Annotated in this window: 16 protein-coding genes; 11 read left to right on the top strand and 5 right to left on the bottom strand. The window is 46.0% G+C overall.

Annotation, left to right across the window (positions count from 1 at the left end; genetic code table 11):
* The first annotated feature begins 4 nt into the window (after window positions 1–4).
* The 6 genes from ACTNDQ_RS00160 (at window position 5) to ACTNDQ_RS00135 (ending at window position 7,508) form a co-directional block, all read left to right on the top strand.
* Window positions 5–703 (top strand): propanediol/glycerol family dehydratase medium subunit, encoded by a 699-nt coding sequence (locus ACTNDQ_RS00160; RefSeq protein WP_278795368.1) that lies wholly within the window; start codon window positions 5–7, stop codon window positions 701–703.
* Entirely contained in the window at window positions 700–1,092 is a 393-nt protein-coding gene (locus ACTNDQ_RS00155; RefSeq protein WP_278795369.1) for a diol dehydratase small subunit, read from the top strand. Before ACTNDQ_RS00160 ends, ACTNDQ_RS00155 begins: the two co-directional genes overlap by 4 nt.
* Window positions 1,089–2,900, top strand: a complete 1,812-nt coding sequence (locus ACTNDQ_RS00150; RefSeq protein ID WP_278795370.1) for a diol dehydratase reactivase subunit alpha — start codon at window positions 1,089–1,091, stop codon at window positions 2,898–2,900. Before ACTNDQ_RS00155 ends, ACTNDQ_RS00150 begins: the two co-directional genes overlap by 4 nt.
* Window positions 2,901–2,998: 98 nt before the next feature.
* A complete protein-coding gene (locus ACTNDQ_RS00145) occupies window positions 2,999–3,367 on the top strand; it encodes a glycerol dehydratase reactivase beta/small subunit family protein (RefSeq protein WP_278795371.1) in 369 nt (122 codons plus the stop codon).
* Window positions 3,364–4,503: a cob(I)yrinic acid a,c-diamide adenosyltransferase gene (locus ACTNDQ_RS00140; protein ID WP_278795372.1), complete on the top strand. Its 1,140-nt coding sequence runs from the start codon at window positions 3,364–3,366 to the stop codon at window positions 4,501–4,503. The genes ACTNDQ_RS00145 and ACTNDQ_RS00140 overlap by 4 nt, the downstream gene beginning before the upstream one ends.
* Before the next feature lie 173 nt (window positions 4,504–4,676).
* Window positions 4,677–7,508 (top strand): leucine-rich repeat domain-containing protein, encoded by a 2,832-nt coding sequence (locus ACTNDQ_RS00135; protein ID WP_278795373.1) that lies wholly within the window; start codon window positions 4,677–4,679, stop codon window positions 7,506–7,508.
* Window positions 7,509–7,596: 88 nt separating this feature from the next.
* Here the strand turns inward: ACTNDQ_RS00135 and fucO are convergent, their stop codons facing one another.
* The 3 genes from fucO to ACTNDQ_RS00120 form a co-directional block, all read right to left on the bottom strand.
* A complete protein-coding gene (gene fucO, locus ACTNDQ_RS00130; RefSeq protein ID WP_278795374.1) occupies window positions 7,597–8,742 on the bottom strand; it encodes a lactaldehyde reductase in 1,146 nt (381 codons plus the stop codon).
* Window positions 8,743–8,888: 146 nt separating this feature from the next.
* Entirely contained in the window at window positions 8,889–9,476 is a 588-nt protein-coding gene (locus tag ACTNDQ_RS00125; RefSeq protein ID WP_278795375.1) for a TetR/AcrR family transcriptional regulator C-terminal domain-containing protein, read from the bottom strand.
* Between the two features lie 135 nt (window positions 9,477–9,611).
* Complete coding sequence (locus ACTNDQ_RS00120) at window positions 9,612–10,922, bottom strand: hypothetical protein (RefSeq protein WP_278795376.1); 1,311 nt, start codon at window positions 10,920–10,922, stop codon at window positions 9,612–9,614.
* Between the two features lie 288 nt (window positions 10,923–11,210).
* Here ACTNDQ_RS00120 and recQ point away from each other — a divergent pair, with 288 nt between their 5' ends.
* Window positions 11,211–13,040 carry a DNA helicase RecQ gene (recQ, locus tag ACTNDQ_RS00115; RefSeq protein WP_441063147.1) on the top strand — a complete coding sequence of 610 codons (1,830 nt, stop codon included), beginning with the start codon at window positions 11,211–11,213 and terminating at the stop codon, window positions 13,038–13,040.
* 615 nt (window positions 13,041–13,655) lie between these two features.
* Here the strand turns inward: recQ and ACTNDQ_RS00110 are convergent.
* The gene (locus ACTNDQ_RS00110) at window positions 13,656–14,504 is read right to left on the bottom strand and encodes an AraC family transcriptional regulator (RefSeq protein ID WP_441063145.1); all 849 of its coding nucleotides are present in this window, start codon (window positions 14,502–14,504) and stop codon (window positions 13,656–13,658) included.
* Between the two features lie 205 nt (window positions 14,505–14,709).
* Here ACTNDQ_RS00110 and ACTNDQ_RS00105 point away from each other — a divergent pair, with 205 nt between their 5' ends.
* From ACTNDQ_RS00105 to ACTNDQ_RS00090, 4 genes are all read left to right on the top strand, one after another.
* The gene (locus tag ACTNDQ_RS00105; protein WP_015525941.1) at window positions 14,710–16,506 is read left to right on the top strand and encodes an L-fucose isomerase; all 1,797 of its coding nucleotides are present in this window, start codon (window positions 14,710–14,712) and stop codon (window positions 16,504–16,506) included.
* 161 nt (window positions 16,507–16,667) lie between these two features.
* A complete protein-coding gene (locus ACTNDQ_RS00100; RefSeq protein WP_441063144.1) occupies window positions 16,668–17,708 on the top strand; it encodes an aldo/keto reductase in 1,041 nt (346 codons plus the stop codon).
* Window positions 17,705–18,853 (top strand): exonuclease SbcCD subunit D, encoded by a 1,149-nt coding sequence (locus tag ACTNDQ_RS00095; RefSeq protein WP_441063143.1) that lies wholly within the window; start codon window positions 17,705–17,707, stop codon window positions 18,851–18,853. The genes ACTNDQ_RS00100 and ACTNDQ_RS00095 overlap by 4 nt, the downstream gene beginning before the upstream one ends.
* Window positions 18,850–21,759 (top strand): AAA family ATPase, encoded by a 2,910-nt coding sequence (locus ACTNDQ_RS00090; RefSeq protein ID WP_441063142.1) that lies wholly within the window; start codon window positions 18,850–18,852, stop codon window positions 21,757–21,759. Before ACTNDQ_RS00095 ends, ACTNDQ_RS00090 begins: the two co-directional genes overlap by 4 nt.
* 110 nt (window positions 21,760–21,869) lie before the next feature.
* Here ACTNDQ_RS00090 and ACTNDQ_RS00085 read toward each other — a convergent pair whose 3' ends face one another.
* Entirely contained in the window at window positions 21,870–23,354 is a 1,485-nt protein-coding gene (locus ACTNDQ_RS00085; RefSeq protein ID WP_129976053.1) for a DUF1846 domain-containing protein, read from the bottom strand.
* Window positions 23,355–23,427 lie beyond the last annotated feature (73 nt).

Raw genomic sequence — 23,427 nt, 5'->3', positions numbered from 1 at the left:
AAAGATGGAGATGAATGAACAACTGATCCGTTCCATTACTGCAGCAGTTGTGGAGCAGGTTTTAAAAAACAACGGCGGACAGCTTCCTGAAAGTATGCAGACAGGAAATGCTGTCACCCAGTCAGAAAATCCCCTGAAGGGAAAAACGAGAATGCGTCCGAAACATTCCTACGAAGGCGCCGTGCGTGCACAGAAAGGAACCGATCCAAAAGAAGTTGTGATCGGTGTGGGGGCTGCTTTTGGTGAAGAGATCAAAGAGACGATCACAGGGATCCCCCTTACCGAAGTGCTTAAGAATATCTGTGCAGGAATAGAAGAAGAGGGAATGACATCCCGTGTCGTAAAAGTCCTGGATACTTCTGATGTAGGATTTATGGGGCTTGAAGCAGCAAAACTTTCCGGTTCCGGTATCGGCATCGGGCTTCAGTCAAAAGGAACCACGGTGATCCACCAGAAAGATCTGTATCCTCTGTCAAACCTGGAGCTTTTTCCCCAGGCACCTCTGATGGATCTGGATACTTATCGTAAGATCGGAAAAAATGCTGCAAAATATGTAAAAGGTGAGAGGGTAACACCCATCGAGTGTACCAACGATCCTATGGTCCGCGCGAAATTTCAGGTAAAGGCAGCGCTGATGCATATCATAGAAACCGAGCAGCTGGACCCGGAAAAAGGGATCATCGTATGGGAGGGCACGAAATGAGTTATCCATTAGGAAAAAACGAAGCAGATACCATCACTTCCAAAACCGGAAAGAAGCTTTCCCAGATCACTCTGGATGAAGTAAAAAAAGGCAATCTCAATGCGGAAGATATCAAGATCTCCGCAGAGATGCTGAAACGTCAGGGTGCTGTGGCAGCAGAGGCAGACAATCCGCAGATGGAAGCCAATTTTGAGCGGGCTGCAGAGCTGGTAAATGTACCGGACGATGTGATACTGAACATGTACAACAAGCTTCGTCCGAACCGTGCCACCAAGACAGAACTGGTTTTGATGGCAAAAGAACTTCTTGAAAAATATCAGGCACCTCACTGTGCAAAACTGGTCCTTGAGGCTGCTGAAGTTTATGAAAAAAGGGGAATACTTCTTTGAAACTGATCGCTGGTGTAGATATTGGAAATTCCACAACAGAAGTATGTATTGGAGCAGTGGAAGATAACGGCACATTCCGTTTTCTTTCCAGTGCGTCCAGGATGACCACCGGAACCAAGGGAACACTTCCCAATGTCCACGGGATCAAGGCTGCCCTTGGGGAGGCTATGGATGCAGTGGGAAGATCTGTTGCTGATCTGGATCTGGTGCGGCTCAATGAGGCGGCGCCGGTGATCGGTGATACGGCAATGGAGACCATCACGGAAACCATTATCACGGAATCCTCCATGATCGGACATAATCCGTCCACACCTGCCGGTGCAGGGGAAGCTGTGGGGGAACTGATCCGCCTTGAAAATCTGGAACACGGAGTTCCAGAAAAACCGTATATCGTGGCTGTTTCCGCAGGATTTTCCTATGAGGAAGTGGCCCGGGAACTGAACCGGTATTTTTCCATCAGGGAGATCCGGGGACTGATCCTGCAGGCAGATGAAGCTGTTCTTGTGGAAAACCGTCTGGACAGAAAGATCCCCATTGTGGACGAAGTCTGTCACATTGACAAAGTCCCGGAGGGAAAACAGGCGGCCATTGAAGTGGCGCTTCCTGGAACCAGCATCCGGATGTTGTCCAACCCATATGGGATCGCCACACTTCTTAAACTGAATGCGGAAGAAACCAAGATGGTAACGCCTATCGCAAAGAGCCTGATCGGCAAGCGGAGCGCAGTTGTGATCCGTACGCCCAACGGCAATGTCCGGGAAAATGTCCTTCCGGCAGGTGCGATCACCTTCCACGGCGAAAAAGAGAGGACGATCAGCATTGATTCCGGTGCGGACGAGATCATGAAGGTACTGGATGAGGCCGGTGAGATCCGGGATATTGACGGAGAGCAGTCTACCAATGTGGGAAATATGCTGAACCGTATCAAATCCAGTATGGCAGATGTTTCACAGGCCGAGGGAAGAGATATCCGGATCACGGATATCCTGGCAGTAGATACACTGGCACCGGTGGAGATATCCGGAGCTCTTGCGGGAGAGACCTGCATGGAAAAAGCAGTGGGCATTGCAGCCATGGTAAAAACACAGCATCTGCCGATGCAGCAGATCGCACAGAAGCTGGAAGAAGAACTCCATGTCCGGGCTGTGGTGGCCGGCGTGGAAGCTGTGATGGCTTCTCTTGGAGCCATGACTACGCCGGGAACAAAACTTCCGCTGGCGATCCTGGACATGGGCGGCGGTTCTACGGATGCGGCGGTTCTGGAGCCGGACGGAAGCGTAAGGACCACACACCAGGCTGGTGCCGGTGAGCTGGTGACTATGCTGATCCAGACGGAGCTGGGCCTTAAGAGCCGTGCGGAGGCAGAGCAGATCAAACGTTATCCCATGGGAAAAGTCGAAAGTCTTTTTCACATGCGGCTGGAAAATGGAGCAATGCAGTTTTTTGAGGATTCCATTGATCCGAGGTATTATGGACATGTGGTACTGCTTGCACCGGGAGAAATGCTTCGGGTGGAGGAAGATATCCCCATGGAGCGGATCCTGGAAGTACGACGGGAAGCCAAGAAGAAGGTTTTTGTACGCAATGCGATCCGTGCGCTGAAGACAGTGGCACCGGAGAGGAACCTCCGGAACATACCAAATGTTGTTCTGGTAGGTGGTTCCGCAGAGGATTTTGAGATACCGGAAATGCTGATGCAGGCTCTTTCCGAATACCGGATCGTCTGCGGACGTGGAAATATCCGTGGCACGGAAGGACCGAGAAATGCAGTGGCAACCGGACTGCTTATGTCCTATCTGGGACAGTGACAAAGAATATATTTTCCTGCGGAAATCAGTATTGAAATCCTGCAGGGAAACGACTATACTTAAAAACGGATGCAGCGCATCCACCGGAAAAGGAGAAAATGATGGTAGTAAACAAGCCATCGATCATCATATATACGGATCATGCGGACCGGGATTTTCTCCGGGAGGTATGCGCCGGGATCGAAGAAGAAGGTGTTCTGTACCAGGTGACAGAAAAGGCTGGAGATCTTGATACTTTAAGCTATGAGGCTGCAGCAGATTCCATGCTGGGATCGGGGATCGGGATCACGGAGAACCGTCTGGCCATGCAGATGCAGCGCCTTCCAAAAGGAAGAAATGTTTTTGAACTGATCGCACCTACATTCCGCCAGTGCAGAAATCTTGGCGCGAACAGTGCAAGAACCATAAAAAAGCTTCCGTTCAAGCCCCTTTACGGGCCGGGAGCAGCAGGAGATGAACCGTTATGAACATTTATACAAAAGGTGGAGACAAAGGCATGACAGACCTTGTCCATACAAAAAACGTATCCAAATCCGATGACAGGATCCAGCTAGTGGGTACCATAGATGAGCTTACCAGCCATATCGGTCTGGTGAAGACTATGCTGAATGACGGTGACATCCTTCATTTCCTGGAGAAGATCCAGAAAACCCTGATCAAGGTCATGGCCGGGGTTGCGGATCCATATAACAGAGAATATAAGATCCACGATGAGAAGACCGAACTTCTGGAGGAAGAGATCGACCGGATGGAGGGGCTTTTTAACAGACCGAAGGAATTTATCCTTCCGGGAGCCTGCCGCCTTTCCGCAGAGATCGATGTGGCGCGTACTGTTGCAAGGAGAGCAGAGAGAGCTCTGGCAGCGGTAAGTGTGAAGTTTGGTTCTGACACAGGAACAAAGAAATATATGAACCGTCTGGCGGATTATCTGTATCTGCTTGCCAGATATGCAGATGCCAGGGAACAGGAGGGCAGAAGCCTTTCTGTTGATTCTGTGCCAGGCACATCTGTGCAGACAGAGCCGGCAGTGTCTGAGGAGAAACATCCGGAAGATCCTGCAACAAAAGTAGCTGCGGAAGCGGTCAGGGCAGAGCACACCGTAACTCCGACAGAAACACAGAGCAGCTCCACAGGAGGAGATACAATGATAAATGAAGCAATGATCCAGGAAGTGCTGAAACGGATGGGCATTCAGGGACGTATCACACTGGATTCTGCCAAACGCCTGATCGAGAAGATCGAGGAGGAAGCCCGCCGCAGGAACAAGCCATCTGTGATCGCCATCTGCGGACCGGATGGAAATCCCATTGCCATTCATGTAATGGATGGAGCTTTTCTCGTAAGCTTTGATGTAGCCATGAAAAAGGCTTATACATCTGTAGCTGTGAAGATGTCCACCATGGAGCTTTCCAAACTGGCACAGCCGGGAGGAACTTTTTACGGATTGGATAAGATGGGCGACGGGATCGTGATCTTTGCAGGCGGAGTACCGCTGAAGGTTGGAGATACCATCATTGGTGGTCTCGGCGTCAGTGGCGGAACCGGCGAAGAAGACCACAGCCTCGCGGAGTATGGACTTCAGGTACTGAAGGATGTACTGTAAAAGTAAGATTATAAAATATTGATCTATGCATTTCACAAATGAGAAGATCGGTTATGGAAAATCCATAATCGGTCTTTTTTACGTCAAAAAGGACAATTGTATTTTGATTTTTTGTGAGATAAAATTAAAATGACAGAAAACATAGCGAACTCATCAAGGGAGGAGTGAGAGGTATGAAGAAGAAAATAATTATTTTATCAGGATTGGTGAGTATGATTTTGGCAGCCGGGAATATTGGAAATTGCAAAAACGTGGTATATGCTGCGGAAAATATTTCGGTTGAATCCTGTGAACAGGAGATGTCAAGTGAAACCGATTTTACAGATGGAGAAAGTCTGGATTCAGAAGAGGTGCCGGCAACGGAAGAAGGAGCGCTTGAACCGGCAGAGGAAGGATTACAGATGGAAGATCCGGAAGTGGTGGAGAAAGACACGGATCTGGCAGTACAGGAAACGGAAAAACGATTTGTGGATGGAACAGAAGAAGCAATAGAAGGAAACAGTTCGGATGAGGCGGAATTCACAATTGAGGATGGAGTTCTGAAAAGCTATAATTATGGCGGAATGGTAAAAGGGACAGTTGTTGTTCCGGATGATGTCACCACGATCGGTATGTCAGCTTTTGAGCATGCCTACGTAGATAAGGTGATCCTTGGAAAGAATGTAAGAACCATAGAAGCATTTGCATTTAACGGATGCAGGATGAAAGAAATAGAAGGAATGGAAAATGTTACTTCCATAGGGATGGAGGCGTTTTATAACTGCGAGAGACTGCTGGGAATAAAATTCGGAAGTAATCTGGAGAGTATCGGAAGCAGTGCTTTTGAGAAATGTTCCAGTCTCACAGGAGAAGTTGTTTTCCCGGAAAATGTTAAACTTATTGAAGAAAGTGCATTTGCAGATACTGATGTACAGAAGGCAATCTTCAGGTGTAAAGATGGAGAATACAGAAATAATCTGTTCAGTAATGATGCTTCTTTGAAAGAAATACAGATTTATGGAGGTTCCCTTTACAGAAATCCTACAGGAGTTGTGTTTGGAGACTTAGATGGTCTGGAAAAAGTTTATATTGGGCCGGATGTTAAAGACCTTGGCTATCATGGATTTTCAGACTGTAAAAATCTGAAAGAAGTAACGCTGGAAAATGGCAGTTACGATACTATAGGAATGACGACTTTTTCAGGGTGCATTTCGCTCACAACCATAGAGATTCCGGATAACATTAAAAGCATTGGTTCCTGGGCATTTTCGGAAACCGGGATTTCGGACATTGATCTGAATCAGGTAGAAACGTTAAGTGAAGGGGTACTTAGTTACTGCAAAAACCTGACTTCCATAAAAATGGATAATGTGACATCTATAGGGCAGGGCGGCTTTATCGGATGTGACAGTCTGAAAGAAATAGTGTTTCCACCGAAGTTGAAAGAAATTGGAAGTGATATCCTGTGGAATTTACCATCACTTGAAAAAGTAACGGTAACCGGAGCGGAAACTGTATTTGATGGAGGAATGGCAGACGACTGTAAAAATCTGAAGACAGTTGAGATTCAGGCGGGAAAAGTGAAAGGCTGGTTTGATAATCTGGATACACTTAAAGTCGGACCAGGGGTCTGTGAAGTTGACAATTTGAACGGAAGCATAAAGCACGTAGTTGTAGAAGGTGACAGTCAGTTGAAACTTTTAAGTAATGCTTTCTCCGGGATCGAAGACCTCGAAAGTGCGAAAATTTCAGGAAAAATTGCTATTCCACAGTATTGTTTTTCAAACTGCAGCAATCTTTCCTCTGTGATATTGAGTGATGGTATTACATCCGTTGGCACAGGCGCATTTAAAGAGACTCCAGCGTTAAAAGAACTGGTAATCCCAGACAGTGTAAAAACGCTTTCCAGTCTGTTTATTGATGACAGTGGTATTGAGAAGTTGACAGTACCATTTCTGGGTGAGGACGGAAGATGCCTGTGGCACGCACAGCTTTCGAATCTGAAACAGGTAACTGTAAAAAGTGGTAAGATTGGGGCAGAGGTTTTTGAAGGATGTAAAAATCTGGAAAAAGTGGAAATAGGTGATTCAGTTACAGAAATTGCGGAGAGGGCATTTGGAGACTGTCCGAAATTAAAGAAGATCACAGTTCCGTCAGGAGTAAAGCGGATTGGTATTCATGCACTTGGCATGAAACTTACGAAAGTTGCGGACAAAACCCGGCCGGGTGTTTATTATATATCAGCAGTGCCATATTTCCCGAAGGAAAAATTTCAGTTATACGGATATGTCAGTACAGCTGCAGAAGAGTATGCAAAAAAGACAGAAGGAATTCAGTTTAACAGTCTCGGTGGAAAACTTAGCGGTCCCAATGTTTATCTTAGCGCGGGCAGTGTCTCCTATAACGGCAGTGCCAGAACACCGGTTCCTGTAGTAAAAGCTGGAAATACAGCGTTGAAGAAAGATGTGGATTATACAGTAACTTATAAGAAGAATCGAAACATTGGAACTGCACAGGTCATAATCAAGGGCAAAGGAAAATACAGTGGAACGGTTACAAAAACATTTAAGATCACACTGGCAAAAAATGCGTTAATTACAGTAAATAAAGTGAAATATAAAGTGACAGGAGCAGCAACAAATGGAAAAGGGACAGTGAGTGTAAACGGAGTCACAGACAAAACTGCACGTACGACATTGAATATCGGAGCAACAGTTAAAATCGGAGGCGTTACTTACAGGATCACATCCATAGGTACTTCTGCATTTGCCGGAGCTGCCAGACTAAGGTCAGTGAAAATGGGAGCAAATATCACAACGATCGGGGCGAAAGCATTTCTGAATTGTAAAGCTTTGAGCAACATGGAAATCAGTACAAAAAGTCTTTCCATGAATCGTACAGGAAATAGTGCATTTAAAGGAATCAAATTCAACTGCACGGTAAAAGTACCAAAGCAGAAGAACAGTCTTTATAAAAAGATCCTTCGGGCAAAAGGTGCAGGGAAAAATATCAGAGTTACAAATTAAAAGCAAATAGGAACATATACAGTAGGCAGGTCCTTGGGACCTGCCTACTGTATAGATGAGCAATATCAATGATATATTTGCGTTTCAATTACATAATCTTTCTGAACAGAGCTTTGAGATCTTCCACACTTGCATCTTTCGGGTTTCCAGGTGCGCATGCATCTGCATATGCGGACTCTGCCAGGAACTGAAGATCTTCTTCTTTGATAGCATCCAGTTTTGTCGGGATTCCAACATCAACAGAAAGTTTTTTAACTGCATCGATAGCAGCTTTTCTGTATTCTTCCTGTGTCATGGAGTCTACATCTTTAACACCCATTGCACGTGCGATCTCACGATATTTTTCTCCTGTGCATTCCTGGTTATATTCCATAACGATCGGAAGCATCATAGCGCATGCAACGCCATGCGGGGTATCATAAACAGCGCCCAGAGTATGCGCCATGGAATGAGCAATACCAAGACCTACATTGGAGAATCCCATACCTGCGATATACTGTCCGAGAGCCATTCCCTCACGGCCTTCTTTAGTGTTTTCAACAGCGCCGCGAAGTGATTTGGAGATTAGCTCGATTGCTTTCAGATGGAACATATCTGTCATTTCCCAGGCAGCTTTTGTTGTGTAGCCTTCGATTGCATGAGTAAGAGCATCCATACCTGTGGAAGCGGTCAGTCCTTTTGGCATGGAGGACATCATATCAGGATCAACAACTGCGATGATCGGCATATCATGTGGGTCAACACATACGAATTTACGTTTTTTCTCAACATCTGTGATAACGTAGTTGATAGTAACTTCGGCAGCAGTACCGGCAGTTGTCGGAACAGCGATGATCGGAACACAAGGCTTTTTGGTCGGAGCAGTACCTTCGAGGCTTCTCACATCTTCAAATTCCGGGTTCGCAATGATGATTCCAATTGCCTTGGAAGTATCCATGGAAGAACCACCACCGATCGCGATGATATAATCAGCACCGGATTTTTTGAAGGTTTCTACGCCATGCTGTACATTCTGGATGGTAGGATTGGCTTTGATATCCGAGTAAATTTCATATTCCAGGCCGTTTTTATCAAGGATGTCAGTTACTTTGCTTGTTACGTTGAATTTGATCAGATCCGGGTCGGAACACACAAATGCTTTTTTAAATCCGTGAGCTTTTGCTTCGTTTGCGATCTCGGCAATTGCGCCTGCGCCATGATAAGAAGTTCCGTTTAAGTTAATTCTGTTTGACATAATTCTTTACATCCCTTTCTGCGTTGTACACGCCATATCTTTGATATTATATTAACAATTTCAGAGCGAAAAAGAAAGTTACAGAATCGGTTGAGTGTAACGTTTTCTGTAACTTTAGAAATATTTACCAAAAAAATTATTATGTTTTAGTTGAGAATTTCCAATTCTAAGAAGAGCTTTTTGAGCTTTTCAGGCATTGCATCAACCAGAATTGAGGCTAATCCTTCCGGTTTACACACAATTTTGCCCGTAACCCACTGGACTGTCATGTAGATGGAACTGTAGCAGTACATTTCCAGAAGATAGTGGGTATTTTGGGATGGAAGTTTGTCCGCTTTTTCACAAATCAGGTTCTCATAAAAGTCAAGAATCAGCTTAAAATCATGCTGGCGCAGAGAATTCTGTTCATCATATCGAAAAGCAACAGAAAAAAATGTACGTTCTTCCTCAATGTAGGTGAATTTTTTGACCAGAGCATCGTAAACGTTTTTTCCCTGTCCCATGTGTTCAAAAGATTTTGCAAGAAGCTTATCGAAATACCAGTTGATCAGATCATATTTATCCAGAAAATTCCGATAAAAGGTCTGCCTGGTAAGTCCGCAGTTTTCTGCAATCTGTTTGACAGTGATGTTTTCCACAGAAGAAGACTGCATACATTCTTTCATGGATTTTGCCAGACGGTATTTGGTCTTATCACTTTTTGTCAGTAATTCCTGAGTATTTTTTTCAGCCATTTCAGATTCCTCGTTTATTTGATGTGAAACCTGGCAAATGGATAAGAAGCCATCTGCCAGGTCTGATAAATTTATGTTAAATGGGAATCGAGTATTTGTCAATTGATAAAAATAAACAGAAAAATGAGAAATGTTTTATTTCCAGCTAAGCTTCAGGCACTTAATGGAAATATCGCTTTTCTCCGGTGCCTGGACCATGTTCTGGATGAAATAGGTCTTTGTCATGGTTTTTCCGGGCTTCAGGTTCAGTGTCAGATTCTTGGTCCAGTACATCTGGTCATAGATACCGGAACCTGTGGTGATCTGTACTTTTGCGGTGGTGATGGTTTTCGCAGAAGTATTGGTGAATTTTAAGGTATAATAGGTCTTCATGTCATTGGGGCCATACTTGATACCGGCAACACTGATCTTCAGATTTTTGACGGTAGGTTTGGCGGCCGGTGCGGATACGGTAATAGTGATCTTACGATTGACACCGTTTAAGTTTGCGGTAACTGTGGCTGACCCTTTTTTCTTTGGGACAAGATAGTTTCCGGAAATGGTAAGTACAGAAGGATTGCTGGATTTTGCATTTTTGATGGTCAGATTGGTACCGCCCTTTAGATTGATAAGGGAGCGCATGCTGACCTTGGAGCCAACCTTGAGTGTAGTTTTGGAAGCACGGAAGGTTGCTACGGTTTTTGAAGGAGAGGTTACTTTTCCGGTCAGCTTACAGGCTGTGGCCTTTGGGTAGGATAAAGTGATCTTTGCGGATCCGGCTTTCATGCCCTTCAGGGTAACTGTGAAACGGCTGCGTTTTTTGGAATCCTGAGTGATGCTCTGTACCTTGAGAACAGAGCTGTTGGAAGAAGTAACCTTGAATTTTGATTTGCTGATGGTTTTTACGTAAGGATCAGAAATCTCAATTCCGATGGAAGTGGTTTTTCCGGTTCGGATGCTCTGGTTCAGATAATTGTTGTTGGTGATAAAAATTTCCGGAACTGCCTGTTTGATGGTGACCTCATAGTCACAGTCTACCGGTACCGGACATTCTTTATTGCCGAAATCGAATTCCAGGTAGCCATCCTCCAGGTTGTCATCGTAGGTGAAAAAAGTCTCCTTGTATGCCAGCGGTGTATAATTTGAAGTGCTCAGCTTAACCACATTGATTCCATCGATAGAAAATGTGGTGCTTTTTGGGATGACTCCCTTGGGTGAATAAAAGCTTACACGGACTGTCACGGCATAGATCCGTTTTTGACAGTTTGCATTTTTGATGTTGATCGGGAAATTAATGTCTGAAAACTCATCCTCGATCACACCGTCGGTATCACGGATGGTGGAAGTGGTTCCTTTGGTCACGACGCGGACTCTGGCGTGGGCATCCTGGGGAAGCAGGAGTACAATAAAGGAAAAAAGAATCAGGAAAAAAATTGTTTCGATGGTTTTTATTTTTCTTTTACACATAACAAACCCTCCTTTTTTTATGAGCATTCCGGCTGTTACGGAACAGAGGACCGGGTACTCCATGAATTCATGGTCCGCTGCTACGGGACAGTATGAACAGACTCTTTCTCTTATATCATTATAGCATGAAAGCAGGTAGGAAGTACTTTGTGATTTTTTTGTATCAATTGGCAATTTATCTGTAAATATGTTAAAATAAAATGTTCAGAAAACAGCAGCGATTCGACAATGAAAAAGAGAAGCGTTACAGTTCCGGTGGGAATGTAACAGAAAGGATCATGTCGATTTATGACGAAACAGGAACTTTTAAAGACCCATTTCGGGTATGATACATTCAGAGAAGGGCAGGAAGCGGTGATCGACGCGCTTCTTGCAGGAAAAGATGTTCTGGCTGTAATGCCAACCGGAGCAGGAAAATCCATCTGCTATCAGGTACCGGCACTGATGATGAAAGGGATCACACTGGTAATATCACCGCTGATCTCTCTTATGAAGGACCAGGTGAGGAGCCTGAACCAGGCCGGTATCTCAGCAGCATACCTCAACAGTTCTCTGACACAGGGACAGTATTTCACAGCCTTGCGCTACGCAAAGGCAGGACGATATCCGATCATCTATGTAGCACCGGAGAGGCTTACCACAGAGGCGTTTCTGGATTTTGCGCTGAGTGCGGATATTTCCATGATCGCAGTGGATGAGTCGCATTGTGTATCACAGTGGGGACAGGATTTTCGGCCAAGCTATCTGAAGATCGCAGAGTTTGTGGCACAGCTTCCAAAAAGACCGGTGATCGGTGCATTTACAGCTACAGCCACGAAGGAGGTCAGGGAGGATATTGCAAGACTTCTGGGGCTTCAGGCCCCCTTTTGCACAACCACAGGATTTGACCGGGAAAACCTTTATTTTGCAGTGAAAACACCGAAAGATAAATATAAGGAAGTACACGATTACATACTGGAGCATCCGGACGACAGTGGGATCATCTACTGTCTCACCAGAAAGCTGGTGGAGGAGGTCTGTGGAAAGCTGATCCGTGACGGCATCACGGCTACCAGATACCATGCAGGACTTTCCGATGAGGAACGCCGGAACAATCAGGATGATTTTATCTATGACCGCTGTCGTGTGATGGTAGCCACCAATGCATTTGGAATGGGGATCGACAAGTCCGATGTGCGCTATGTCATTCATTATAATATGCCGAAGAACATGGAAGGCTATTATCAGGAAGCAGGCCGTGCGGGCCGTGACGGCGATCCTGCGGAATGTATCCTGCTTTACAGCGGGAAGGATGTGGTTACCAATCAGTATCTTATCGAGAGAGGACAGGATAACCAGGAAATGGAAGCGGCAGCCTGGCGCCTTGTCCGGGAGCGTGATCAGGAGAGGCTGAAGCAGATGACCTTTTACTGCTTTACCCATGATTGTCTGCGTGAGTACATCCTGAAATATTTTGGGGAATACGGAAAAAGCTACTGCGGAAACTGCCTGAACTGCCAGACCGAGTTTGAAGAGCAGGATGTGAGCCGGGAGGCCAGGGCAATGATCCGGTGCGTGGAAAGCAGTGGTCAGAGATATGGGGTGACCGTGATTCTGGATACTCTGCGTGGTGCATCTACGGCGAAGATCCGGCAGTATGAGATGGATGGAAATCCGGAATATGGAGTCTGTGCAAAGATTCCTGCACACCGGCTGCGGCAGATCTTTAATTATCTGGTACTGAAGGAATATCTTCATCTGACGGATGACGGATATACGATTGTGAAGCTGACCGCCGCTTCCAGGTCACTTCTGGAGGAGGCGCATATCCTCACAATGAAAATGTCAAAAGAGCTGGAGACGAAGAAAAAAGAGAAACGGAGCAGACTTCCGAAATCTGCAGTCGGGGAGCTGGGAAAACAGGATGAGCCCCTTTTTCAGAAGCTCCGTGCTCTTCGCCTGGAGATTGCCAGAGAGGAAAAAATCCCCCCTTATATGGTCTTTTCCGACAAAACCCTTATCCATATGTGCATTCTGAAGCCCGGAAACGAGGAGGAAATGCTGAATGTGACAGGAGTCGGCAGGCACAAGTACGAAAAATACGGAAAAAGGTTTATAGACGCGGTGAAAAATCTGTAGGAAAGAGACTTTTGCCGTCGGAAAATGAAGAGCGAAATGTTCTGAAATTTCTTGCATTTTAAAGAGGCATTTGTTAGAATAAGACAAGCAGGAAACATCCGGCGGCTATAGTGCGGCCGGATCGTTTTTAACTGTATCATATTTCTGCTGCACGTTCCGGTGCAGCGTACAGGCATTTCGCAAGCAGAGTTCTATGCAGCAGTGGAATCCCTTCGAGTAGATGGACCGACTGTGTGAGATATCCGTTGGTCAGAAGCAAGCAGTGAGGTGGATGATCGTATCCGCTTTCAATTAAGACATAATCTGGTGCTGGTCACTGCGTGAATAGAGATCAGGCTCCTTCACGATCTGCATCGGCTTTTTCATGCAGAAAATCTGCCCTGCCGGCTTTTTTTCTCATACAGAAGAGTAGCATGTATTCATAAAGACATGAACATAGCCCGTCTGCAAAACGGGAATCCGTTCCGGCATGACTGTTCTCCGCCAGGCCGAAAAAGCTGTATTTACATATAACAGCCCAATTCCTCAAAAAGCAGGATATCCGCAATATGTGCGAAATCCTGCTTTTTGTCATGTAATACTCTGGTATGTGCCATTAAGACGTGGAAAAATATTTCAGCGCCTTTTATATTTGCCGGGGGTGATCCCCTTGTACTTTTTGAAGGTACGGATAAAGTAGCTCAGATCGTTAAAGCCATTCCGGTAGGCGATCTCCGTGATGGAATCATCGGTGGTAGCCAGCTGGCAGCAGGCCTGCTCGATCCTCTGGCGGTTGAGGTAATCCATTGGTGTCTGATGCGTCATCTCGGAAAAGAACCGGCAGAAATATTTGGGAGACATGGAAACCGAAGCGGAAAGCTCCTGCAGGGTAATAGGGCTGGCATAGTTCTTTTCAATAAATTCCACGACCTGCTTCAGCTGGACAATGCGCTTGTAATCTCGTCTGGTTTTCCGCAGGCTTTCCAGGTAGTAATGATTACCAAAAACCAATCCGAAAAAGTGGTAAAATTGTCCAAACACAATCAGCTCATATCCTGGCTTTCTCTGCCAGAAAGAATCAAAAAGAGAGTTCACTGATCTCTGGATATCAGGCTGCTTTTCAGTGAAATGGTGATAGATCAGAAGCTCCTGGTGGCTGATCTTCTGCATATATTCTGTGCAGACGGAATTAAATTTCAGAAACATGTTTATATCAAAAACAATGCACTGATAGATACAATCCTTAGGAATTCCGGAATGCAGAACTCCACTATTGACAAAAATCACATCTCCGGCTTTTGCTGTAAAACTTTTTTCGTCTAAAGTGACGGTGAGAGTGCCCTGTAATACACGCATGATTTCACATTCTACATGCCAGTGGTAGGACATGACATAGCGTGGATGGCTGCTGTCAATGTGGTGGAATTCAAAAGGAAATTCATAGGTACCTCGAAGTCTGTCCTCATTTCTTCCAAGATCGTGCAAAATACAACCCTTCTTTCTTAAATTTTATAGATTTTTTAGGAACTCATATGAAAAAGTGAATATTGTACTGTTTTTTGCTATTATAACACAAGTAATTTAAAAGATGCAATCGTATAATAAAAGCATAGTTCGGACAGGAGTTGTTGGAACGTGAAAAAACAGTAAGTTATAATAGTGAATATAAATTTAGGAGGTAATTGTTACTATGGCAAAGAGCAGATTAGTAGGCAGCTATCCGGTTATCGGTATCAGACCAACCATCGACGGACGTAGAGGAGCCCTCGATGTAAGAGGATCTCTGGAAGATCAGACTATGAACATGGCCAAATCCGCAGCAAAGCTTTTCGAGGAGAACCTGAAATATTCAAATGGTGAGCCTGTAAAAGTTGTTATTGCTGATACCACCATCGGACGTGTTGGTGAGAGCGCTGCATGTGCGGATAAATTCCGTAAAGAGGGTGTAGATATCACTCTTACAGTTACACCATGCTGGTGCTACGGAGCTGAGACCATGGATATGGATCCACAGACCATCAAGGCTGTATGGGGATTCAACGGAACAGAGAGACCTGGTGCTGTATATCTGGCATCCGTTCTTGCTACACATGCACAGAAGGGCCTTCCGGCATTCGGTATCTACGGACATGACGTTCAGGAAGCTGACGACACATCCATTCCGGAAGACGTTAAAGAGAAACTGTTAAGATTCGGCCGTGCAGCAGTTGCAGCTGCATCCATGAGAGGTAAATCCTACCTGCAGATCGGTTCTGTAACAATGGGTATCGGCGGATCTATCATCGATTCTGATTTCATCGAGTCCTATCTCGGAATGAGAGTTGAGTCTGTTGATGAGGTAGAGATCATCCGTCGTATGACCGAGGGTATCTACGATCACGAAGAGTTTGAGAAAGCTCTCAAATGGGCAAAAGAGACCTGCAAGATCGGCTGGGACAAGAACCCGGAAGAGCTTCAGTTCTCACCGGAGAAGAAAGAGGAGCAGTTCGAGTTTGTTGTTAAGATGGCAGTTATCATCAAAGAGCTGATGAACGGCTGTGATAATCTTGCTCCGGAATTCTCCGAGGAAGCAATCGGACACAATGCTCTTGCAGCTGGATTCCAGGGCCAGAGACAGTGGACAGACTTCTATCCGAACGGTGACTTCGCAGAGGCTATGCTGAACACATCCTTCGACTGGAATGGCGCTCGTGAGCCGTACATCCTTGCTACAGAGAACGATGTTCTCAACGGACTTGGAATGCTGTTCATGAAACTTCTTACAGGACGTGCTCAGATCTTCGCTGATGTTCGTACATACTGGAGCCCGGAGGCAGTTAAGAAAGCTACAGGATATGACCTTGAGGGTGTTGCCAAAGAAGCTGGCGGATTCCTTCATCTGATCAACTCCGGTGCTGCTTGCCTGGATGCTAACGGACAGGCTAAAGAGGCTGACGGAACACCAGTTATGAAACAGTGGTGGGATGTTACAGAGGCAGACCAGAAAGCGATCATGGACAATACAGAGTGGTGTATGGCCGACAACGGATACTTCCGTGGAGGCGGATACTCCAGCCGTTATGAAACACGTGCTCAGATGCCTGCAACTATGATCCGTCTGAACCTTGTAAAAGGACTTGGACCGGTTCTTCAGATTGCAGAGGGATGGACAGTAGCCCTTCCGGAAGAGGTATCTGACAAGCTCTGGAAACGTACAGATTACACATGGCCATGTACATGGTTCGCTCCAAGATGCGATGGCAAAGAGGGACCGTTCAAAACAGCTTACGATGTAATGAACAACTGGGGTGCTAACCACGGTGCGATCTCCTACGGACACATCGGTGCAGACCTGATTACAATGTGCTCTATGCTGAGAATCCCGGTATCCATGCACAACGTTCCTGAGAAGGATATCTATCGTCCGGCAGCTTGGAACGCATTCGGTATGGAAAAAGAGGGTGCAGACTTCCGCGCTTGCAAGAACTATGGACCACTTTACAAATAAATCATATTGTTAAGATAACGGAATATCAAATCCTCCGGCATGCATGTGCCGGAGGATTTTTTTGTGCCGTGGTATATGGATAGTTGGGAAATATACTGTTCGGATCTACGGAAAAAAGTTATAATAGAAAAAGATATATATGAATACGGGAGGTTACGTAGATGAAATATATACAGCTGAACAATACAGATCTGAACATCAGTCCTATCTGCCTCGGAACAGCAGGATTTGGAGATAAATCAGACCTGGAAAAAAGCCTTGAGATTCTGAATGCATTTGTACGCGCAGGCGGAAATTTTATTGATACGGCAAATGTCTATTGCAAATGGCTAAAAGGACATGGAAACTGCAGTGAGCAGATCATAGGAAAATGGCTGAAAGAGAGTGGCATGCAGGGAAAAGTTATTGTGGCAACGAAGGGCGCGCACTATTCCTTTGAGGATCCGGGACGCAGCAGAGTGAACAAAGAAGATATCCGCATGGATCTGGATGAGAGCTGCCGCACACTGGGAAAAGATGAGATGGATTTTTACTGGCTTCACAGAGATGATCCGGAGAAACCGGCGGAGGAAATCGTGGATATTCTGGAAGAATTGAAAAAAGAAGGCAGGATCCGTTATTATGGATTTTCCAATTACCGCACAGAGAGGCTGAAAGAAATTGCTCAGTGTCTGAGAGAACAAAATCTTTCAGGGATCACAGCAGTATCCAATCAGTGGAGTCTTGCAGGAATCAATCCCGGAGGAAATACAAATCCGGATCCTACACTTGTGGAGTTTTCCAGAGAAGAATATCAGTGGCACTGTGAGACAGGCGCTGCTGCCGTTCCGTTTTCTTCCACTGCAATGGGATTTTTTTCAAAACTTCAGAAAATGGGGCTTTCCTGTACAGATGCAGAGGTGGATGCATCCTGGATGCGGGAGAAGGAAACACAGATCACAGGTCTTTCAGAAAGTATGAAAAGATCCTACTGGAACGAGACAAACCTTCTCACCTATCAGAAGCTGTTAAAGCTGCAGAAAGAAACCGGCCACAGCCTGCAGGCCCTGTCTCTGGCATACTTTTTCCATCAGCCATTCCAGACTGTGCCTGTAACCGGCGTCAGCAATCCTTCACAGCTAAAAGATGTACTGGATGCCTGTGAGATCGATCTTGCACCGGAACTGTTCGGAGGCTGGGTGAGCGCAGGAGGTGATCGATGAAACTGATCCATTTATCAGACCTTCACCTAGGAAAACGAGTCAATGAGTTTTCCATGATCGAAGATCAGAAATATATTTTGAACGAAATCCTGAGGATCATTGATGAAGAAGCACCGGATGGGATCCTTCTCGCCGGTGATCTTTATGACAGACCGGTTCCTTCGGCGGAGGCAGTGCAGCTTTTTGACCGGTTTCTTACCAGGCTTGCAAAACGGAAGATCCCGATGTATGCCATCAGCGGAAATCATGACAGTGCGGAAAGGATCGCTTTCGGTTCACAGATCATGAGCAGCAGCGGGATCTGCATGTCCCCGGTATACGATGGAAAAACAGAAAAGTACTGTTTAACGGACAGCTATGGAGAAGTTTGGATCCATCTGCTTCCATTTGTGCGTCCGGCAACTGTGAGGCACGGACTGGAAGGAGAGAAAGGTGTGGATGAGATCCGTACCTACCAGGAGGCTGTGCAGGCGGCAGTTGCACATATGGAGATTGATAAACGTTATCGCAATGTATTGATCGCCCATCAGTTTGTGGTCGGTGCCATGCGCTGCGATTCTGAAGAGATCTCCGTTGGAGGTATTGACCAGGTGGAGGCAGATGTGTTCCGGGATTTTGACTATGTGGCACTTGGCCATATCCACAGTCCTCAGAATGTGGGAAGCGAGCACATCCGCTACTGCGGAACTCCTTTGAAATATTCTTTTTCCGAGGCAGGACAGCAGAAATCTGTGACAGTTGTGGAGCTTTTGGAAAAAGGAAATCTCAGGATCAGGGAGATTCCGCTGAAGCCTCTTCGGGATATGCGAAAACTAAAAGGCACATACATGGAGATCACATCACTGTCCAGTTATCAGGACACAAACACAGAGGATTATGTGCAGATCACGCTGACAGATGAAGAAGATATCGTAGATGTAATGCAGAAGCTCCGTACTGTTTATCCGAATCTGATGAGGCTGGAATATGATAACCGACGCACAAGAGAAAACCAGGAGATCGCAGGTACAGAAACGGTGAAAAGGAAATCCGAGCTGGAATATTTTGAGGAATTTTTTGAACTGCAGAATAACCAGCCCATGAATGAAGAACAGCGGAAATATTCCGAAGATCTGATCCGTAAGATCCAGGAGGTGAAACAATGAGACCGAAAAAACTGACCATCAGTGCCTTCGGGCCCTATGCGGACAAAACAGAGATTGATTTTTCAAAGCTTGGAGAGGGAGGTCTCTACCTGATCACCGGTGACACCGGAGCGGGAAAAACCACGATCTTTGATGCGATCACCTTTGCGTTATATGGAAGAGCCAGTGGAGAGGTAAGAGATCCGGCCATGTTTCGGAGCAAATATGCAGAGCCTTCCACAGAGACCTTTGTGGAGCTTGTTTTTTCCTATCAGGGGAAAACTTATCACGTGCGCCGGAGTCCGGAATATATGGCTCCGAAAAAAAGAGGCACCGGACAGACTCTTAGGAAAGCTGAGGCACAGCTGATCTATCCGGATGACCGACAGCCGGTGACAAAGGCAAAAGATGTTACTGTGGCAGTGGAACAGCTTCTGGGACTGAGTTACGATCAGTTCACACAGATCGCAATGATCGCCCAGGGGGATTTTCAGAAGCTGCTGCTGGCAGGAACTCTGCAGCGAGGGGAGATATTCCGGCAGATTTTTCATACGGGCCTTTACCAGCAGCTCCAGATAAAGCTCCGGGATGCGGCTATTTCCAGATATAAAGAATATGATGAGATGCGCCGGAGTATCGCCCAGTATCTGGATGGTGTGAAGTTCCAGCCGGATGCAGGGATGGAAGAAGAGGAATTTTCAAGGCTTAAAAAAGCGAAATTCGAAGGAAAGCTGGAACGGAGTCTTGAGCTTCTGAAACTGTTTATTGACAGAGGAGAACTCCGGGAAAAGGAACTTCAGAAACAGGAAAAGGAATTGGAAGAGAAACTCCGGACAATGGAAACCATGCTGAATCTTTCTGCACAGAAACGAAGCCTGGAAGAGAAACGAGCGCTTGCTCTGGAGCAGCTTGAAAAGATTCTTTCGGAACTTGCGAAGGCGTCAGAAGAGGCAGAAAAATATAAAGATGCAGATCAGAGATGTGAGGAACTTGGCCTTCTGATCCGGGAAAAACAGGAAAAGCTGAAGAAATACCAGGATCTGGAGCAACTGCAAGAAGAACAAAGAGAAATTGAAAGACAGCTGGAAAACTGTCAGACGCAAAAGGAAAAGATCATCCGGCAGGAAGAACAGCAGCAGAAAGAAATGGAGCAGCTGAAAACGGAACGGGAGCAGCTGGGAAATTCTGAGCTTGACCTGCAGAAAGCGCTCACAGAGAAAGAAAAACAGACGCGGAGAAAGAGAGAACTGAATGGACTTATTGCTGAGATCCGGAGATTCAGAGGCCTTTATGATGAAACCAAAGAGCAGCAGAAAAAGTATCAGTCTGCCTACAGAGATGCACAGCAGCAGAGGGAATATTATCAGCAGATATTCCACATTTTTCTGGATGCACAGGCAGGTCTTCTGGCCCGGGAGCTTAAGGATGAAATGCCCTGTCCTGTGTGCGGTTCCCTGAGCCATCCACATCCCAGAATGCTTTCAGAAGAACAGACAGTTGACCAGAAAACACTGGATAACGAGAAAAGCAGGCTGGATAAAATGGAGAAGGATTCTGTAGATCAAAGCCTGAAAGCCGGAAGCTTAAAGGAACAGAGCAATGCATCCTGGAGGCAGATCGTAGCCAGTGCAGAAGAGCTTCTGGAAGAGTTTCAGGAATTCCATAAGAAAAATAAAAACGGGAACGGACAGGCAGAGGATTTTCTGACTGTGTGGAAACAGCTGACTTCCATGGTAAACAGAGCGCAGGAACAGTGTGAGGATCTTCTGACGGAAAGTGAGAAAGAGATCAGGAAAGCACAGGAAAATACAAAAAGAAAGAAAACAGTGGAAAATGCCATGGAGCGTCTTGAAAAAGAAAAAGAGGAGCTGCAGGAAAAAAAGAATTTCTTTGACAGAGAGCAGGCCGGCCTGAGTATGAAAGCATCCGAGAATCAGAAACAGCAGCAAAATGCGGCAGAGGAGATCCGACAGATCCGTCTGGAAACGGAAAAAGATAAGTCCTGTAAAGCGGACAGTACGAAATCGGAAGCCTTGAAAGCAGGAAAAGAAGATCTGGAAAAAGAAATTTGGGAAAAGCAGCAGGAATACGGGGAACTGAAGGAAAACAGCAAAAAAGTGAAAGAAACGCTGCAGAGATTTCAGTCAGAAAAAGAAAGGATAGCTTCCTCTATAGAGACTTTTGAAGCGCAGAAAAAAGAGATCGGAGAGATTCCGGAAGCGGAGATCAGAGAACAGCATGCACAGACTACTGCGAGGAAAGCAGATCTCACAGAAAAAAGAAAAGAGCTTTTTTCCGTTCAGAGTGGAAACCAGGATATTTTTCAGAAAGTGCAAAAGGGCCGGGAGGAAATGACAATAGCGGAAAAAGAATATGCATGGATCAGGAATCTTTCGGATACAGCCAATGGAAAACTGAACGGAAAGGCAAAGATCGAGCTGGAAACCTATATCCAGATGGCATATTTTGACCGGATCCTGCGAAGAGCCAATCTCCGTCTTATGACCATGAGCAGCGGCCAGTACGAGCTGAAACGCCAGGAACAAAGCAAAAATCAGAAAGAAAAAGCAGGTCTTGATCTGAATGTCATTGATCACTATAACGGAACGGAACGAAGCGTAAAGACATTGTCCGGTGGGGAATCCTTCCAGGCATCGTTATCCCTGGCGCTGGGACTTTCCGATGAGATACAGGCCTCAGCCGGGGGAATCCGGCTGGATTCCATGTTTGTGGATGAAGGATTCGGTTCTCTGGATGAGGAGTCTCTGGAGCAGGCATTAAAAGCGCTGAACAGCCTTGCAGATGGCAGACGCCTGGTAGGGATTATTTCCCATGTTTCCGAGCTGAAGGAACGAATTGACAATAAGATCATCGTTACCAAGCAATGTGGCGGAGAAGGTGTGGGAAGCAGTATCCGGATACAGTAACGCAGAAATAAGATAAAAAAGCTCCGGCCGGGATGACATATATATGTATCGTCCTGGTCGGAGCTTCTTATATAGCTTTTTACTTATACAGCAGGTATGTTATCAGAGAATCAGTCTTTCTGATAGTTTTTCTTCTGTTCCTTTTTGGCTTCGCAGGTAAGCTCAACACCAAGCTTACGGAAGCTGATCACATCCACATCGGAAAGCATTACGGAAGTATGAGCCTGGCATCCACGGAGATTCGGGATCTGTTCCAGGGCAAGGCGTGCGGCATCGCTGGTTGCGGCACTCATGGAAAGGGCGATCAGGATCTCATCAATGTGAAGACGTGGATTTTTGCTTCCAAGATATTTGGTCTTCAGCTGCTGGATCGGATGGATGGCATCCGGAGAGATCACATGAAGCTCGTGATCGATTCCTGCCAGCTCTTTCAGGGCATTGAGAAGAAGAGCAGCGGATGCGCCGAGAAGATCGGAGGTTTTTCCGCATACGATCTTTCCGTCAGGAAGTTCCAGAGCGGCGGCAGGGCCATTGGTTGCTTTTTCTTTTTCGAGGGCAGCCGGAACAACTTTACGGTCAGTGATCTCTGCATGAGCCTGCTGGAGAAGAAGCTCGATCTTACGTACCTCATTCTCTGTGCCGGAGCCGGAAACCAGAGCGTTCATGCTCTTATAATAACGGCGGATGATCTCCTGGCGGGAAGCCTCCTGGCATACTTCATCGTCAACGATGCAGTTACCTGCCATGTTGACACCCATATCTGTCGGAGATTTATAAGGGCAGCTGCCCATGATCTTCTCAAACATGGCCTGTACAACAGGGAAAACTTCTACGTCACGGTTGTAGTTGACGGTAGTTTTGCCGTAAGCCTCCAGATGGAACGGGTCGATCATGTTGACATCGTTCAGATCAGCAGTGGCAGCTTCGTAGGCAAGGTTTACCGGATGTTTCAGAGGAAGGTTCCAGATCGGGAAGGTCTCAAATTTTGCATAGCCGGCTTTTACTCCTCGTTTGTATTCGTGGTAAAGCTGGGAAAGGCAGGTTGCCATCTTTCCACTTCCTGGTCCCGGTGCTGTGATTACGACCAGAGGTCTGGTAGTTTCAATATAATCATTCTTTCCATAACCCTCGTCACTTACAATAAAGGAAGTGTTGCTTGGATAGCCGGGGATCAGGTAAAGCTTGTAGACACGGATTCCCAGTTTCTCCAGACGTTTTTTGAAGAGATCGGCACTTTCCTGGCCGGAGTACTGTGTGATGCATACGCTTCCCACATACAGGCCACGGCTTGAAAACTCATCCATAAGACGGAGTACATCTTCGTCATAGGTGATCCCAAGATCGCCACGTATTTTATTCTTGTCAATGTCATTGGCACTGATAACAATAACGATCTCCGCCTGATCAGAAAGCTGCATCAGCATGCGGAGCTTGCTGTCCGGTTCAAAACCCGGAAGAACACGGGATGCATGGTAGTCGTCAAACAGTTTGCCGCCGAATTCAAGATAAAGCTTGTTGCCGAACTGACCGATTCTTTCACGGATGTGTTCTGACTGCATTTTCAGATATTTGTCATTATCAAAACCTATTTTCATTTGTCTGATTTCCTCTCCTCTTTAATTTTCCAATTCACTGGGAACAGTATACTACAACTTTACGTTCACTGGC

This window comes from Blautia massiliensis (ex Liu et al. 2021) (assembly GCF_052064225.1).
Lineage (GTDB): Bacteria > Bacillota > Clostridia > Lachnospirales > Lachnospiraceae > Blautia_A > Blautia_A fusiformis.
Note: the sequence above shows the minus strand (reverse complement) of the source record. Positions and strands in the feature narration are given on the sequence as shown.

Coding starts and splice junctions, on each gene's coding strand:
- ACTNDQ_RS00160 (WP_278795368.1), top strand. CDS start 5: ATGGAGATGAATGAACAACTGATCCGTTCCATTACTGCAGCAGTTGTG.
- ACTNDQ_RS00155 (WP_278795369.1), top strand. CDS start 700: ATGAGTTATCCATTAGGAAAAAACGAAGCAGATACCATCACTTCCAAA.
- ACTNDQ_RS00145 (WP_278795371.1), top strand. CDS start 2,999: ATGATGGTAGTAAACAAGCCATCGATCATCATATATACGGATCATGCG.
- ACTNDQ_RS00140 (WP_278795372.1), top strand. CDS start 3,364: ATGAACATTTATACAAAAGGTGGAGACAAAGGCATGACAGACCTTGTC.
- ACTNDQ_RS00135 (WP_278795373.1), top strand. CDS start 4,677: ATGAAGAAGAAAATAATTATTTTATCAGGATTGGTGAGTATGATTTTG.
- fucO (WP_278795374.1), bottom strand. CDS start 8,742: ATGTCAAACAGAATTAACTTAAACGGAACTTCTTATCATGGCGCAGGC.
- ACTNDQ_RS00125 (WP_278795375.1), bottom strand. CDS start 9,476: ATGGCTGAAAAAAATACTCAGGAATTACTGACAAAAAGTGATAAGACC.
- ACTNDQ_RS00120 (WP_278795376.1), bottom strand. CDS start 10,922: ATGTGTAAAAGAAAAATAAAAACCATCGAAACAATTTTTTTCCTGATT.
- recQ (WP_441063147.1), top strand. CDS start 11,211: ATGACGAAACAGGAACTTTTAAAGACCCATTTCGGGTATGATACATTC.
- ACTNDQ_RS00105 (WP_015525941.1), top strand. CDS start 14,710: ATGGCAAAGAGCAGATTAGTAGGCAGCTATCCGGTTATCGGTATCAGA.
- ACTNDQ_RS00100 (WP_441063144.1), top strand. CDS start 16,668: ATGAAATATATACAGCTGAACAATACAGATCTGAACATCAGTCCTATC.
- ACTNDQ_RS00095 (WP_441063143.1), top strand. CDS start 17,705: ATGAAACTGATCCATTTATCAGACCTTCACCTAGGAAAACGAGTCAAT.
- ACTNDQ_RS00090 (WP_441063142.1), top strand. CDS start 18,850: ATGAGACCGAAAAAACTGACCATCAGTGCCTTCGGGCCCTATGCGGAC.
- ACTNDQ_RS00085 (WP_129976053.1), bottom strand. CDS start 23,354: ATGAAAATAGGTTTTGATAATGACAAATATCTGAAAATGCAGTCAGAA.